The organism is Priestia sp. JV24 (assembly GCF_025910025.1).
GTDB classification, from domain to species: domain Bacteria; phylum Bacillota; class Bacilli; order Bacillales; family Bacillaceae_H; genus Priestia; species Priestia megaterium.
On record NZ_JAPCIN010000002.1, the window covers coordinates 1 to 14056 of the forward strand.

Genomic DNA, 14056 nt, shown 5'->3' on the forward strand with positions numbered 1-14056 from the left:
AAATAGCTAGTCCTTTTTTTATTATTCACAGAGTATAAGCTATCTACATAAAATGGGGTAAATGAAGTGCATAAAGAAGTTATATCTTGTCGATACTTATTTAGTGGAGGTGGAGAGTAATGGAAAAACAAATTAAAACATGTTCCGTTTGTCATGAACAGCATACAAAGGGTATTGAGGTGTTTTCCAGCTTTATATGCCAACACTGCGAGGTAGAGATTGTAGAGGTGGATTCATCTCATTTTCGTTATCAATTGTTAGTAAATCAATTAAAGAGAATATCAGGAGTGTTTTCTTACTAAAAGCCCTTTTTTATAAGGGCTTCTTTATATGGCTCAAAAAAATCATCTAAGTTTGTTATAATGAAAGAAAAATGAATTTTGATAGGAAAAATACTTACATATTCTTTTATCAAGTTAGCAATGTTATATTTACAAAAGTAAGGAATGGATGTATGGATACATATTTACCTTTATATAACCGTTTAGTAAGGCACAGCGAAAAGAGGTCACTCTCTTATCACGTGCCCGGCCATAAAAATGGTCAAATTCTACCTTCACATATTCAGTCTTCTTACGCAGACTTTTTGCAATACGATCTAACGGAAATTAGCGGATTAGATGATTTACATGAAGCAGAATCTGTTATTAAAGAAGCACAAGAGTTAACGGCAAAGTTGTATGGAGTAGATGAAAGCTTTTTTTTAGTTAATGGTTCTACTGTTGGCAATCTCGCCGCGATTTTATCTCTTTGTCATGAAGGAGATAAAATTGCTGTTCAAAGAGATTCTCATAAATCTATTTTTAATGCTATTGCTTTATCAAAGGCATCACCTATTTTTTTAGCTCCTGAAATAGATTCCAAAACACATCTTAGTACAGGTGTATCCATTAAAACAATTAAAGCAGCTTTAGAGGGTTCTCAGGATATAAAAGCATTTGTATTAACAAATCCTACTTATTACGGGGTGGCGCGAGATCTAAAGGAGATCATTGACTTTATTCATGGCTACAATATTCCTATAATTATTGATGAAGCTCATGGAGCCCATTTTATTTTAGGTAATCCTTTTCCGTCGTCAGCTGTTACGTATGGAGCGGATCTTGTTGTTCAGTCAGCACATAAAACGCTGCCAGCTATGACTATGGGTTCTTATTTACATATGCAGGGGACGTTGATAAATAAGCAAAGCGTTCGGCATCACCTACAAGTACTGCAGTCAAGCAGTCCCTCATACCCTATTATGGCTTCTCTCGATTTAGCACGGTATTATCTGCAGCAGTTTACTCAGTATGATATTGATAGAATGACTGAAAATATTCATTCGTTTGTTGAAAAGATTAATGAGATTGATACACTTTCAACTATTGATGTGGAAACAGATCAAACTGCTACCGACCTTTTGAAAATGACGTTGACTTGTTCGGCTGCAACAGGATATCATTTGCAAAAGGAACTGGAAAAGCAAGATATTTATACAGAACTAGCTGACGTTAACTATGTATTGTTTGTGCTACCTTTAAGCAGCAGTTGGGATTTTAATGATACAATTAAGCGGGTTAGACAAGCAGTAGAGAATATACAGCGTAAGTCATACGAAAAACTAATAATCAAACCATTTCGTTTTTCAAAAGCAACGGTTCTCCTGCCTATGGAAGAAAGAAAACTAAGAACAAAGCATATGTGTTCTTTTGAAGAAGCGATTGGGCGTGTAAGCGCACAATCTGTTATTCCATATCCTCCTGGAATTCCTATTTTAATGGAGGGAGAAACGATTACAAGCAATCATATTGACTATATTTTGCATATTCAAAGGTTAAATGGTCATATTCAGGGCGGCTCTTGTATGGAAGAAGGAAAGATAGAAGTATTTAAATAGAGAAAGGAATTTATATACATGTCAGGAACGTTTATTACATTCGAAGGGCCAGAAGGTGCTGGTAAGACGACGATCATCCACATGGTTCAACAAAAATTAATACAAGAGGGCTATAATATTGTATTAACAAGAGAGCCTGGAGGCATACGAATTGCTGAACAAATTCGTGAAATCATCTTAAATCCATCTAACACGGAAATGGATGCCAGAACCGAAGCGCTTCTTTATGCTGCGGCTAGAAGACAACATCTTGTAGAAAAAGTGATTCCTGAGCTAAATAAAGGGAATATAGTATTATGTGATCGTTTTATTGATAGCTCACTTGCTTATCAAGGAAATGCGCGGGGTATAGGCGTAGAAGATATTTTTGCTATCAATCAATTTGCTATTGAGCAAACGATGCCACAGGCCACTTTATATTTTGATATTGAGCCTGAGGTAGGGTTAGAAAGAATTAATAAAGGTCGAAAAGATGAGATTAATCGATTAGATTTAGAATCCTTAGACTTTCATTACAAAGTACGAGATGGATATTTATCTCTTTTGAGTGAATTTCCAGAGCGTATTCGACGAATTGATGCAAATAAATCCGTTGAAAAAGTCTGTGAAGAAGCTTATAAACAAATAAAATTGATTTTAAAATAAATACAGATGATCGTTATTCTTGCTATACTATTCTTAACAAAAAAGTAAAATGAGGTGTTATTCATGAAATTAGTAATGGCCGTTATTCAAGATTCAGATAGCTCAAAGCTTTTAAATGCACTTGTAGAAAGAGGGTTTCGTTCAACCAAATTATCAAGTACGGGCGGATTTTTAAAATCAGGGAATACAACAATTATGATTGGTACAGATGATCATAAAGTAGATGAAGTACTTGATATTATTAAGGGCCAATGTGAAAACCGCAGGCAGATGATTTCTCCTGTGGCACCGATGGGCGGTAATGCAGATTCATACATTCCGTATCCTGTTGAAGTTGAAGTGGGCGGAGCTACAGTATTCGTACTACCAGTAGATCAATTTCATCAATTTTAAGAGAGAAGATTTTAAATAGAAAGTGATGATTGAATGGGAAATACATGGGAACACCTTGAAGCTCTTCAGCCGAACGTATTAAAGATTTTGCAAAACAGCTTACTTAAAGAGCGAGTTGCTCATGCTTATTTATTTGAAGGAAGCAAAGGAACAGGTAAAAAACAAATTAGTTTTTTGTTTGCTAAAGCGCTGTTTTGCCAAAATCCAGTTAATCATAGGCCGTGCCATGAGTGCAGTAACTGCCGGCGAATTGATTCAGGTAATCATCCAGATATTCACTTGATTGAGCCAGCCGGTTTATCGATTAAAAAAGAGCAAATTCAATTTTTGCAATCAGAATTCACAAAAACCGGTGTTGAATCTAATAAAAAGTTATATATTGTGAATCATGTTGATAAAATGACAGTAAGCGCAGCAAATAGTTTACTGAAATTTTTAGAAGAGCCTGGCAACGGAACTTATGCAATTTTATTAACAGAAAATATACAGCGCTTATTAGATACAATTATCTCACGTTGCCAAGTAATATCATTTCGATCTCTTACACCAGAACAGTTAGCTGAAAAACTAGTAGAAAATGGCCTTTCCGGAGTAGATGCGTCCATCTTGTCTAATTTAACAAACAGCATTGATGAAGCAATTGAATTAAGTAAAGATGAATGGTTTGGACTTGCAATAAAGTTAGTGATACAATTATATGAAGTGTTAACAACGAGACCTCAACAAGCTCTTCTTTTTATTCATGAAAAGTGGGTAGCACATTTTAAAGAAAAAGAACAAGCACATATTGGTTTAACTTTATTGATGCTTCTTTATCGTGATTTGTTGACGCTGCAAGTTGGACAAGAGTCTAAAATCGTCTATCGTCATAAAATAGAAGAATTAAAACAGCAAGCTCTTCAGACAACGCAGGAAAAAGCGATTTATCGCTTAGAGGTTATCTTGAAGGCCAAAAATAAATTAAATTCAAATATGAATCTACAGTTATTAATGGAACAGCTGGTGTTGGATTTGCAGGAGGGATAAAAGCTTGTATGATGTAGTAGGCGTTCGCTTTAAAAAAGCGGGAAAAATATATTATTTTGACCCTGGAGAACTTACAATTCCAGATGGTGAGTTTGTTATTGTAGAAACAGTTCGTGGTGTTGAATTTGGCAGAGTGGTTATTAATAAAAAGCAAGTAAGTGAACACGATGTCGTACTTCCTTTGAAAAAAGTAATCCGCATTGCCGAACAAAAAGACAGGCTGATTGTGGATGAAAATAAACAAGCTGCTAGAGAAGCGTATGATGTATGCGTGCAAAAAATTCAATCACACGATTTAGATATGAAGTTAGTAGATGTAGAATATACGTTTGATCGTAATAAAGTCATTTTTTATTTTACAGCAGACGGCCGTATTGATTTTAGGGAGTTAGTTAAAGATTTAGCTGCTATTTTCCGTACGCGAATTGAGCTTCGTCAAATCGGTGTACGAGACGAGGCAAAGCTGTTGGGCGGGATAGGTCCTTGTGGACGTATGCTATGTTGCTCAACGTTTTTAGGTGATTTTGAGCCGGTTTCTATTAAGATGGCCAAAGACCAAAACCTATCGCTTAATCCAACGAAAATTTCTGGTTTATGCGGACGTTTGATGTGTTGTTTAAAATATGAAAATGATGAGTACGAAACGGCAAAAGAACAGCTTCCTGATATAGGCTCAACAATTAAAACTTCAGATGGTTCAGGACGTGTAGTGGGTTTGAATATTTTGGAAAGAATTATTCAAGTGGAACTGTCAGATCACGAACAAATTTTAGAGTATACTCTGGATGAGATCAATAATGAAGGTGCTGTTTCGTTTCAAGCCACAGATTAACGAGGTGGGCAAAGGTGGATAAAAAAGAGATTTTTGATTCGGTGACAAACATGGAGGAACAAATTGGTCATTTATATAAGCAGTTAGGTGAGTTGAAAGAGCATCTTGCTGAGCTAATTGAAGAAAATCATCACCTGCAAATAGAAAATGATCATTTGCGCCGTCGCCTTGACCAGACAAACTTCGAAACGAAGCTGAAAAATAGACATTCAAAAGCAAGCGCTCAAACAAAAGAGCAAAAACAAATTGATATCGGAGAAGGATATGACAATTTGGCTCGCCTTTACCAAGAGGGTTTTCATATTTGTAACATTCATTATGGAAGTGTGCGTAAAGATGGAGACTGTTTGTTTTGCTTGTCATTTTTAAATAAAAAGTAACAACACCTCTCCCTTTTGGAGAGGTTCTTTTTATGAGTAAAAGATATAAATAATAGATGTACAAGGAGAAGAACGACTATGGTTGAGTTATATGGAGATGAACGTTTAGATTATCTATTAGCGGATGAGGAGATGCGCATTATTCAAAGTCCGTCTGTCTTTTCCTTTTCATTGGATGCTGTGCTTTTATCTCACTTTGCTTATGTCCCAATTCGTAAAGGTAACTTGGTTGATTTATGTTCAGGAAACGGTGTAATCCCCCTGTTTTTATCTAAACGAACGAAGGGAAAAATCATTGGTGTAGAAATTCAAGAGCGGCTACACAGTATGGCGCAAAGAAGTATTGCGTATAATCAGCTCGATGGGCAGATTAAAATGATACATGGTGATTTAAAAAATGCGCCTCAAGAACTGGGTTATGGACAATATGATGTTGTAACATGTAATCCTCCTTATTTCACCACATCCAATAAAGAAGAGATAAATGAAAACGAACATTTTGCAATCGCTCGCCACGAAATTCATTGTTCGTTGGAAGATGTGATTAGAGCCAGTAGCCAACTAGTGAAGCAAGGCGGAAAAGTGGCATTAGTTCACCGTCCAGGAAGACTATTAGATATCGTTACGTTAATGAGGCAGTACCGTTTAGAGCCAAAGAGACTTCAGTTTGTCTATCCTAAAGATGGGAAAGAAGCAAATACACTTTTAATTGAAGGTACGAAGGATGGAAGTCCAGATTTAAAGATTCTTCCTCCCCTGGTGGTCTACCAAGATAATGATGAATACACGGACGAATTAAAAAGGATTTTATATGGAACAAAATAATCATTATTTTTATGTAGTTGAATGCAAGGACTGTACGTATTACGCTGGTTACACGAATAATTTGCAAAAACGTATTTCTGTCCATAATGAAGGAAAAGGGGCAAAATATACGAGAGCAAGAAGGCCTGTTTCATTAATTTGGCATGAGGTGTTTACTTCTAAAACAGAAGCTATGCAAAAAGAGTATTGGTTCAAACAGTTAAGCAGAGTGCAAAAACAGGCTTACATTCGAAGGGAGCAAGAAAAGCAGAATGAAATCACAAAAAAGTTATGATGTATCGAATGAACGAGGCGTTTTATATTTAGTTCCCACTCCTATTGGAAACTTAGAGGATATGACATTTCGTGCGATTCGAATTTTAAAAGAAGTTGATTATATTGCCGCAGAAGATACGAGACAAACGAAAAAACTATGTAACCACTTTGAGATCGATACGCCTATTACAAGTTATCATGAACATAATAAACATACAAAAAGTGAACAGCTGTTAAGCGACTTAGACAGTGAAAAAAATATTGCTTTAGTAAGCGACGCGGGCATGCCTTGTATTTCAGATCCTGGTTATGAGTTAGTGGTAGCTGCCGTTAAAGAAGGATATACGGTTGTTCCGCTGCCGGGGCCTAACGCAGCATTAACAGCTTTAATTGCTTCGGGACTACCTACGGGGCAGTTTTACTTTTATGGATTTTTAAACAGAAATAAAAAGCAGCGTAAAGAACAGCTTCAAGAGCTTCAATATATTAAGGAAAGCATGATATTTTATGAAGCTCCTCATCGATTAAAAGAAACGCTAAAGAGTATAGAAGAAATTTTAGGGAACCGATCTATTGTGTTATGTAGAGAGTTAACAAAACGCTATGAAGAATTTTTAAGAGGAAGTGTATTAGAAGCAATTGAATGGACAAATGCCACAGATATTAGAGGCGAATTCTGCTTAATTCTTGAAGGGACAAATGAAGAAGCGCCAGATGAAAGTAATCTATGGTGGGAACAGCTCACCATTATCGAGCATGTTGATCACTATGTAGAAGAAGGACTTTCAAACAAAGAAGCTATTAAGCAAGTGGCAAAAGACCGAGATGTGTCAAAGCGAGACATTTACAGTGAATATCACGTACATTAAAAAAAGCTGTCTATCATAGACAGCTTTTCGTTTTATTTAGAAGCTTGTAAAGAATCTTGAAGTTCTTTCATGATTTGTTCTGCACCTTCACGGCTTAGAATTAATTTGCCGCTAGCAAGCTGAATGTTATCATCAGATACTTCACCTGTTACTTGGCAAGTCATGTTTGGTTTGTATTTTTTTAAGATGATGCGCTCTTCATCTACATAGATTTCTAGAGCATCTTTCTCTGCAATTCCTAATGTACGACGTAATTCAATTGGAATTACTACGCGTCCTAATTCATCAACTTTACGAACAATACCTGTAGATTTCATGTTAATCGTTCTCCTCTCAGTAATCATTTTTCTATGTTATTACTTTCGTCATTATTCGACAATTTCAACGTACTTTCATAATACCAGCGTTTCCAAAACTAGTCAATCATTTTATATGTAAAAAAATGTAGCTGGTAAAAAATTTTTTTCTCCACTTGTTTACAAGCTAATTGTGACCGTCAGTCAAGGAATGACAAGGGGTTTCATTGGAAAAAAGATTAATCGCCTAAATAGCTTGATATTAACTATTTTGAAGATAGGGTAAATATAATTCGACATAAAACGACAAAATTAGACCTATTTGTCGTTTTCATCAAAATGACTTTTTGAATGAGAGTATATTTTATATAAAAATAGGGCGAAGCTGATACAATTAACAGGATTATTTTTTGGGAAAATAACGATTATTTAAAAATGAAGTGAATCCGTCATATTCCCATGTATATAGGAAGAGAATGTTTTGAAATTATCATGTAAAATAGTATGATAGATAGTAGAATAAGAAGACAGGGTTTATATGATTACATACATATAAACCAAAATGTTGAAATGGAATGTTGGAGGTTATGAACATGGCAGATGGAAATAATACATTTTATATTACTACGCCGATTTATTATCCGAGTGGTAAATTACATATAGGACATGCATACACGACGGTAGCGGGAGATGCAATGGCTCGTTATAAACGTTTGAGAGGGTTTGACGTACGTTATTTAACAGGTACAGATGAACATGGTCAAAAAATCCAGCGAAAAGCAGAAGAGAAAAACGTGACACCTCAGCAATACGTAGATGATATTGTATCTGGAATCAAAGAGCTGTGGGATAAGATGGATATTTCGTATGATGATTTTATCCGTACAACAGAACCAAGACATAAAGAAATCGTGGAAAAGATTTTCGCGCGCCTTTTAGAACAAGGTGATATTTATCTTGATGAGTATGAAGGTTGGTATTCAGTTCCCGATGAGACGTATTATACAGAGCATCAACTAGTAGATCCAATCGTTGAAAATGGAAAAGTTGTAGGCGGAAAAAGCCCGGATAGCGGACACCCTGTAGAGCTCGTTCGAGAAGAGTCCTATTTCTTTAAAATGGGGAAATACGTAGATCGTTTACTAGCTTTTTATGAAGAAAACCCTTCATTTATTCAACCAGAGTCCCGTAAGAACGAAATGATCAATAATTTTATTAAGCCTGGCCTTGAAGACTTAGCTGTTTCTCGTACGACGTTTGATTGGGGGGTAAAAGTTCCAGGTAACCCAAAACACGTTATTTACGTATGGATTGATGCGCTTTCTAACTATATCACCTCTCTTGGGTATGGTACAGAGAACGATGAAAACTATCGAAAGTATTGGCCGGCTAACGTACATTTAGTAGGAAAAGAAATCGTACGTTTTCATACCATTTATTGGCCAATCATGTTGATGGCCCTTGATTTGCCACTTCCTAAGAAAGTATTTGCTCACGGCTGGTTATTAATGAAAGATGGAAAAATGTCGAAGTCAAAAGGGAATGTAGTAGACCCAGTGACATTGATTGACCGCTATGGATTAGATGCCCTTCGTTACTACTTACTTCGTGAAGTTCCATTCGGTTCAGACGGTGTATTCACACCAGAAGCGTTTGTTGAACGTATTAATTTTGACTTAGCAAATGACCTTGGCAACCTAGTTAATCGTACAGTGGCGATGATTAATAAGTATTTTGATGGTGTTATTCCGACTTATGAAGGCAATGTAACAGAGTTTGATGCACTTATCGTCCAAGCTCAAAAAGATACAGTGAACAAATATGAAGAAGCGATGGAAGATATGGAGTTTTCAGTGGCTCTTGCTTCTATCTGGCAATATGTAAGCCGTACGAATAAATACATTGATGAAACGCAGCCTTGGGCGTTAGCAAAAGATGAGAATAAGCGTGCAGAACTTGCTTCTGTTATGACACATCTAGCTGAATCAATTCGTCACATTGCGGTATTGCTGCAGCCATTCTTAACACGTACACCTGAGAAAATTTTTGCTCAGATTGGTGTAAAAGAAGATGTATTAAAAACGTGGGAAAGCACGACGCGTTTTAATATGCTTAAAGAAGGCACAAAAGTAGAAAAAGGTGAGCCAATGTTCCCTCGTCTAGATCGAGAAGAAGAGGTAGCGTTTATTAAAGAGCAGATGCAAGGAAGTGCTCCAAAGGAAGAAAAACCTGTTGTGAAGGAAGAGCCTTCTGAAGAGATTACAATTGATGATTTCATGAAAGTAGAGCTTCGTGTAGCGCAAGTTACGCAAGTAGAACCAGTTAAAAAAGCAGATAAACTATTGAAGCTTCAGCTTGATCTTGGCTATGAAAAACGCCAGGTTGTATCAGGTATTGCCAAGTTTTGTAAGCCTGAAGAATTAGTAGGTCGAAAAGTAATTTGTGTAACCAATTTAAAACCTGTGAAACTGCGCGGTGAACTATCACAAGGAATGATTTTAGCGGGTGAAGATGAGAATGGTCTTTCACTAGCAAGCGTAGATCAAAACTTAGCAAATGGCACGAAGATAAAATAACTATAGGTAAAAGGGGTGTTTCACGTGTAACATGCGAGGACCCCCTTTTATTCATGGAAAGGATCGATTAGATGTTATTTGATACACATGTTCATTTAAACGCAGAACAGTATGAAGATGATTTGCAAGAAGTAATTAATCGTGCGTTAGAAAAAGGTGTTCAAAACATGGTAGTTGTTGGATTCGATGAACCTACCATTAAAAAGGCTATTCAAATAGCTGAAACGTATGACTTTATCTATGCTAGTGTAGGGTGGCATCCAGTAGATGCAGTTGATATGACGGATGAGCACTTAGCTTGGATTGAAAAGTTAGCTCAGCATCCGAAAGTTGTTGCTTTAGGGGAAATGGGATTAGACTACCATTGGGATAAATCACCTAAAGAGGTTCAAAAGGACGTATTTCGCCGTCAAATTCGCTTAGCTCGCAAAGTGAATTTACCTATCATTATTCATAATCGTGATGCAACAGAAGACGTGGTAACCATTTTAAAAGAAGAGCACGTAGAAGAAGTAGGCGGGATTATGCATTGCTTCACGGGCAGTATTGAAGTAGCGAAGCAGTGTATGGATATGAATATGTATATTTCTTTTGGCGGACCTGTTACTTTCAAAAATGCGAAAAAACCAAAAGAAGTTGCTACAGAGCTTCCTTTAGATAAACTATTAATTGAAACAGACTGTCCTTATCTGACTCCTCATCCATTCCGCGGCAAGCGCAATGAACCTGGTTATGTTTCATACGTAGCAGAGCAAATTGCAGAGTTAAAAGGTATAACGTATGAAGAATTAGCTGATATTACAACAGCTAACGCTAAAAAGCTATTTGGCATTAATGATTAAAACTTTTTCTCATATAACAATCATTTTCGTGTTAAAGTAAAGATAGGCGCAGAGGAGAATGTTATCCTCTGCCTTTTTCAGTTAAAATAACAGGTAGATGTTTTTTAATTTAGTTGATAATAAGATAAAACGTTGATTTCATAGAAGAAAAATGATGTGCGCAACTAGCATTTCATTTTTACTGAAAAGCAAATGAACAAAACTGAATGTTTTGGAGGAAGCAATGAAGATTAAAGAAATTATTGTAGTAGAAGGCCGAGATGACACTGTAGCAATTAAACGTGCAGTGGATGCGGATACCATTGAGACAAATGGATCAGCTGTAAATGAAGAAACCATTGAGAAAGTAAAATTAGCTCAAAAAACACGAGGCGTGATTATTTTTACAGATCCAGATTATCCAGGACAGCGAATTCGAAATATTGTTTCAGAACGTGTTCCCGGATGTAAACATGCATTCTTAGATAAAGAAGAGGCTCGCCCTAAAAATGGCAAAGGTATTGGAGTTGAACATGCTTCTATTGCATCTATTCAAAAAGCACTAAAAGATGTGAAGCAAGAGTGGATGGGGGCAGCTATGGAGATTTCTCAAGAGGATTTAATCGTAGCTCGTTTGATAGGAGATAGTAAAGCCAAGTCTCGACGTGAAAGAATAGGCAAGTTATTAAAAATTGGTTATGCCAACGGAAAGCAGCTCCATAAACGATTACAGATGTTCCAAATTTCAAAAGAGGACTTTATCAGAGCTGTTGAGCAGATAAATAAGGAGGAAAAGGGATCGTGTTAAAAGATATTGCAACGCCTAATCGAACCAAGGAAATTTTAAAGAAATACGGTTTTACATTTAAAAAGAGTTTGGGACAAAATTTTTTAATTGATACGAACATTTTACATCGTATTGTTGATCATGCGGAAATAACAGAAGAAACGGGAGCTATTGAGATTGGACCTGGTATCGGGGCCTTAACTGAACAGCTAGCAAAGCGCGCAAAAAAAGTGCTGGCATTTGAAATCGATCAGCGTTTGCTTCCGATTTTAGCTGATACTCTTTCTCCTTACTCAAATGCAAAAGTTATTCATCAAGATGTGTTAAAAGCGGATTTAAAAGGGACGCTCGAACAAGAATTCGAAAACATAGAAGATTTAATGGTCGTTGCGAATTTACCGTATTACGTGACGACACCCATTTTGATGAAATTATTAGAAGAGCAAATTCCGGTACGTGGAATCGTCGTTATGCTTCAAAAAGAAGTTGCTGAACGTATAGCAGCTAAACCGGGAACAAAAGAGTACGGTTCACTTTCTATTGCTATTCAATACTATACAGAGGCTGAGACGGTTATGATTGTGCCTAAAACAGTGTTTAATCCGCAGCCTAATGTGGACTCAGCTGTTATTCGATTGTTAAGAAGACCGAAGCCAGCGGTAGAAGTCCGAGATGAAGCATTCTTCTTCCAAGTTGTACGGGCAAGTTTCGGACAGCGTCGAAAAACAATTTTAAACAATCTAGTGAACAACTTGCCAAATGGAAAGCAGAAAAAAGCGGACATTGAGCAAGCACTTTCAACTGCTGAAATTGATCCGAAACGAAGAGGCGAAACGTTATCTATTCAAGAATTTGGAAAGCTAAGTGATCAACTTTTAAAATCATTTCGCTAAATTATCACATTTTTATCATGAAGTCATAGGCTATGAAGAGAATTTATTTTTGAAGTAGCAAAGACGGAGTGAAGCATATGAACATCAAAATTGGTGATATAGTTACACGACCTTCTTATCAAAGAGATTTGCTTTTTCGTGTTATAGCTATTAATGACAGCGAAACGGGGAAATATGCGACTTTAATAGGAGAAGACGTTCGGTTGATTGCGGACGCTCCTTGTACAGATCTAGAGGTTGTGGATGCTAAAGAACAGGATCAAAGAAAAAAACAAGAAGAAGAACTTTTAGAAAGATCCTTGGAGCTTATTCAACAGGATTATCGGCTCGTTCGAGAGAAAACTGAATATAGCATGACAAATGGATACAGCCATTCACATCGCTTATTTCAAATTCCAGGAAAGGTCCTGCACGTAGACGGAGACCCTAATTATTTACGTAAATGTTTGTTGGTTTACGAAAAAATTGGTGTTCCTGTTTATGGTGTTCATTGCGTTGAGTCAGAAATGCCTGAGAAGGTTGGAAAGCTAATTGAGGATGTAAGACCCGATATTCTAGTGCTGACAGGTCATGATGCCTATTCCAAAGGAAAAGGAAATAAAGATGATCTCCTTGCTTATAGACATTCCAAGCACTATATTCAAACAGTCCAAGAAGCAAGAAAAAGAGTTGGTAATTTAGATCAGCTGGTGATTTTTGCAGGTGCCTGTCAATCGCATTTTGAATTATTGATTCAAGCTGGAGCAAACTTTGCTAGTTCACCCTCACGTGTAAATATTCATGCTCTTGACCCTGTGTATGTAGTAGCAAAACTAAGTTTTACTCCTTTCACGGATCGTATTAATGTATGGGACGTCTTACGTAATACATTAACGGGTGCTAAAGGTTTAGGAGGAGTAGAAACAAAAGGGCTGCTTCGCACGGGCATGCCTTATGAAAGCGATGAGTAGAAATAAAAACAACTGGTTACAGCATGTACACGCATGATGTGCAACCAGTTGTTTTTTCGTATGAAGCCAAAGTATACGCTTAATTACACAAAATCATTTTCAATATTTGCTAAAGATATACATATTTCGTTGAAAAACGAGCATACTAACAGCGAAATGTAGATTCATGTTGAAAATTATTTATTGACACAATTAGAGATAGATTGTTATAATTTTATGTTTTTGACTATTTTTCTAACATGTGTTATACTATACATAGTGAGGTGGACCAATATGGCGAAAACTTTGTCTGATATTAAGCAAGCGCTGGATTTGCACCTAGGCCAACGATTAACTTTAAAAGCAAACGGTGGTCGTAGAAAAACAGTAGAACGTTCAGGTGTATTAACAGAAACGTACCCATCTGTTTTTATCGTTGAATTAGATCAAGAGGAAAACTCTTTGGAGCGGGTTTCGTATAGTTACGCAGATGTGTTAACGGAAACAGTGCAACTAAAATTTTTCTAAGAATGACATAGGCAATATAGCAAGTGGTGATGAGCAGTGGACATTGGTTTACTGCTTTTTTATTGGTCTTTTTTTCAAATTATATATGCATTATTTTTTATACATACTATACATATCGTCCT

At 36.5% G+C, this 14056-nt stretch carries 17 protein-coding genes; 16 read left to right on the plus strand and 1 reads right to left on the minus strand.

The genetic code is table 11. The features are described 5' to 3' along the window. The first annotated feature begins 119 nt into the window (after positions 1 to 119). The 10 genes from OK414_RS00095 (at position 120) to rsmI (ending at position 7104) form a co-directional block, all read left to right on the plus strand. Positions 120 to 302 carry a sigma factor G inhibitor Gin gene (locus OK414_RS00095; protein ID WP_080621343.1) on the plus strand — a complete coding sequence of 61 codons (183 nt, stop codon included), beginning with the start codon at positions 120 to 122 and terminating at the stop codon, positions 300 to 302. Positions 303 to 454: 152 nt separating this feature from the next. Continuing rightward, on the plus strand, positions 455 to 1879 hold the full coding sequence (locus OK414_RS00100) for an aminotransferase class I/II-fold pyridoxal phosphate-dependent enzyme (protein WP_034654916.1): 1425 nt from the start codon (positions 455 to 457) through the stop codon (positions 1877 to 1879). An 18-nt stretch (positions 1880 to 1897) separates the two neighbouring features. Next, complete coding sequence (gene tmk / locus OK414_RS00105; RefSeq protein WP_263046182.1) at positions 1898 to 2524, plus strand: dTMP kinase; 627 nt, start codon at positions 1898 to 1900, stop codon at positions 2522 to 2524. Positions 2525 to 2587: 63 nt separating this feature from the next. Then, the gene (locus OK414_RS00110) at positions 2588 to 2917 is read left to right on the plus strand and encodes a cyclic-di-AMP receptor (protein ID WP_013054845.1); all 330 of its coding nucleotides are present in this window, start codon (positions 2588 to 2590) and stop codon (positions 2915 to 2917) included. 33 nt (positions 2918 to 2950) lie between these two features. Further along, on the plus strand, positions 2951 to 3943 hold the full coding sequence (gene holB / locus OK414_RS00115) for a DNA polymerase III subunit delta' (protein WP_216877121.1): 993 nt from the start codon (positions 2951 to 2953) through the stop codon (positions 3941 to 3943). 4 nt (positions 3944 to 3947) lie between these two features. Beyond that, complete coding sequence (locus tag OK414_RS00120) at positions 3948 to 4775, plus strand: stage 0 sporulation family protein (RefSeq protein WP_013054847.1); 828 nt, start codon at positions 3948 to 3950, stop codon at positions 4773 to 4775. Positions 4776 to 4789: 14 nt separating this feature from the next. Next, a complete protein-coding gene (gene yabA, locus OK414_RS00125) occupies positions 4790 to 5155 on the plus strand; it encodes a DNA replication initiation control protein YabA (RefSeq protein WP_013054848.1) in 366 nt (121 codons plus the stop codon). 78 nt (positions 5156 to 5233) lie between these two features. After that, positions 5234 to 5980 (plus strand): tRNA1(Val) (adenine(37)-N6)-methyltransferase, encoded by a 747-nt coding sequence (locus OK414_RS00130; RefSeq protein WP_013081333.1) that lies wholly within the window; start codon positions 5234 to 5236, stop codon positions 5978 to 5980. Then, positions 5967 to 6254: a GIY-YIG nuclease family protein gene (locus tag OK414_RS00135; protein ID WP_013054850.1), complete on the plus strand. Its 288-nt coding sequence runs from the start codon at positions 5967 to 5969 to the stop codon at positions 6252 to 6254. The genes OK414_RS00130 and OK414_RS00135 overlap by 14 nt, the downstream gene beginning before the upstream one ends. Further along, the gene (rsmI, locus tag OK414_RS00140) at positions 6232 to 7104 is read left to right on the plus strand and encodes a 16S rRNA (cytidine(1402)-2'-O)-methyltransferase (protein WP_016762698.1); all 873 of its coding nucleotides are present in this window, start codon (positions 6232 to 6234) and stop codon (positions 7102 to 7104) included. The genes OK414_RS00135 and rsmI overlap by 23 nt, the downstream gene beginning before the upstream one ends. 32 nt (positions 7105 to 7136) lie before the next feature. Here rsmI and OK414_RS00145 read toward each other — a convergent pair whose 3' ends face one another. After that, positions 7137 to 7427 carry an AbrB/MazE/SpoVT family DNA-binding domain-containing protein gene (locus OK414_RS00145; RefSeq protein ID WP_170836841.1) on the minus strand — a complete coding sequence of 97 codons (291 nt, stop codon included), beginning with the start codon at positions 7425 to 7427 and terminating at the stop codon, positions 7137 to 7139. Between the two features lie 566 nt (positions 7428 to 7993). Here OK414_RS00145 and metG point away from each other — a divergent pair. The 6 genes from metG (at position 7994) to veg (ending at position 13934) form a co-directional block, all read left to right on the plus strand. Beyond that, a complete protein-coding gene (gene metG / locus OK414_RS00150; RefSeq protein ID WP_263046181.1) occupies positions 7994 to 9976 on the plus strand; it encodes a methionine--tRNA ligase in 1983 nt (660 codons plus the stop codon). A gap of 71 nt (positions 9977 to 10047) precedes the next feature. Then, a complete protein-coding gene (locus tag OK414_RS00155) occupies positions 10048 to 10818 on the plus strand; it encodes a TatD family hydrolase (protein ID WP_013081336.1) in 771 nt (256 codons plus the stop codon). A 223-nt stretch (positions 10819 to 11041) separates the two neighbouring features. After that, positions 11042 to 11605 (plus strand): ribonuclease M5, encoded by a 564-nt coding sequence (rnmV, locus tag OK414_RS00160; protein WP_013081337.1) that lies wholly within the window; start codon positions 11042 to 11044, stop codon positions 11603 to 11605. Next, positions 11599 to 12477 (plus strand): 16S rRNA (adenine(1518)-N(6)/adenine(1519)-N(6))-dimethyltransferase RsmA, encoded by an 879-nt coding sequence (rsmA, locus tag OK414_RS00165; protein ID WP_034654919.1) that lies wholly within the window; start codon positions 11599 to 11601, stop codon positions 12475 to 12477. The genes rnmV and rsmA overlap by 7 nt, the downstream gene beginning before the upstream one ends. Before the next feature lie 77 nt (positions 12478 to 12554). Further along, a complete protein-coding gene (yabG, locus tag OK414_RS00170) occupies positions 12555 to 13427 on the plus strand; it encodes a sporulation peptidase YabG (RefSeq protein WP_013081339.1) in 873 nt (290 codons plus the stop codon). A gap of 273 nt (positions 13428 to 13700) precedes the next feature. Beyond that, complete coding sequence (veg, locus tag OK414_RS00175) at positions 13701 to 13934, plus strand: biofilm formation stimulator Veg (protein ID WP_013054859.1); 234 nt, start codon at positions 13701 to 13703, stop codon at positions 13932 to 13934. Positions 13935 to 14056 lie beyond the last annotated feature (122 nt).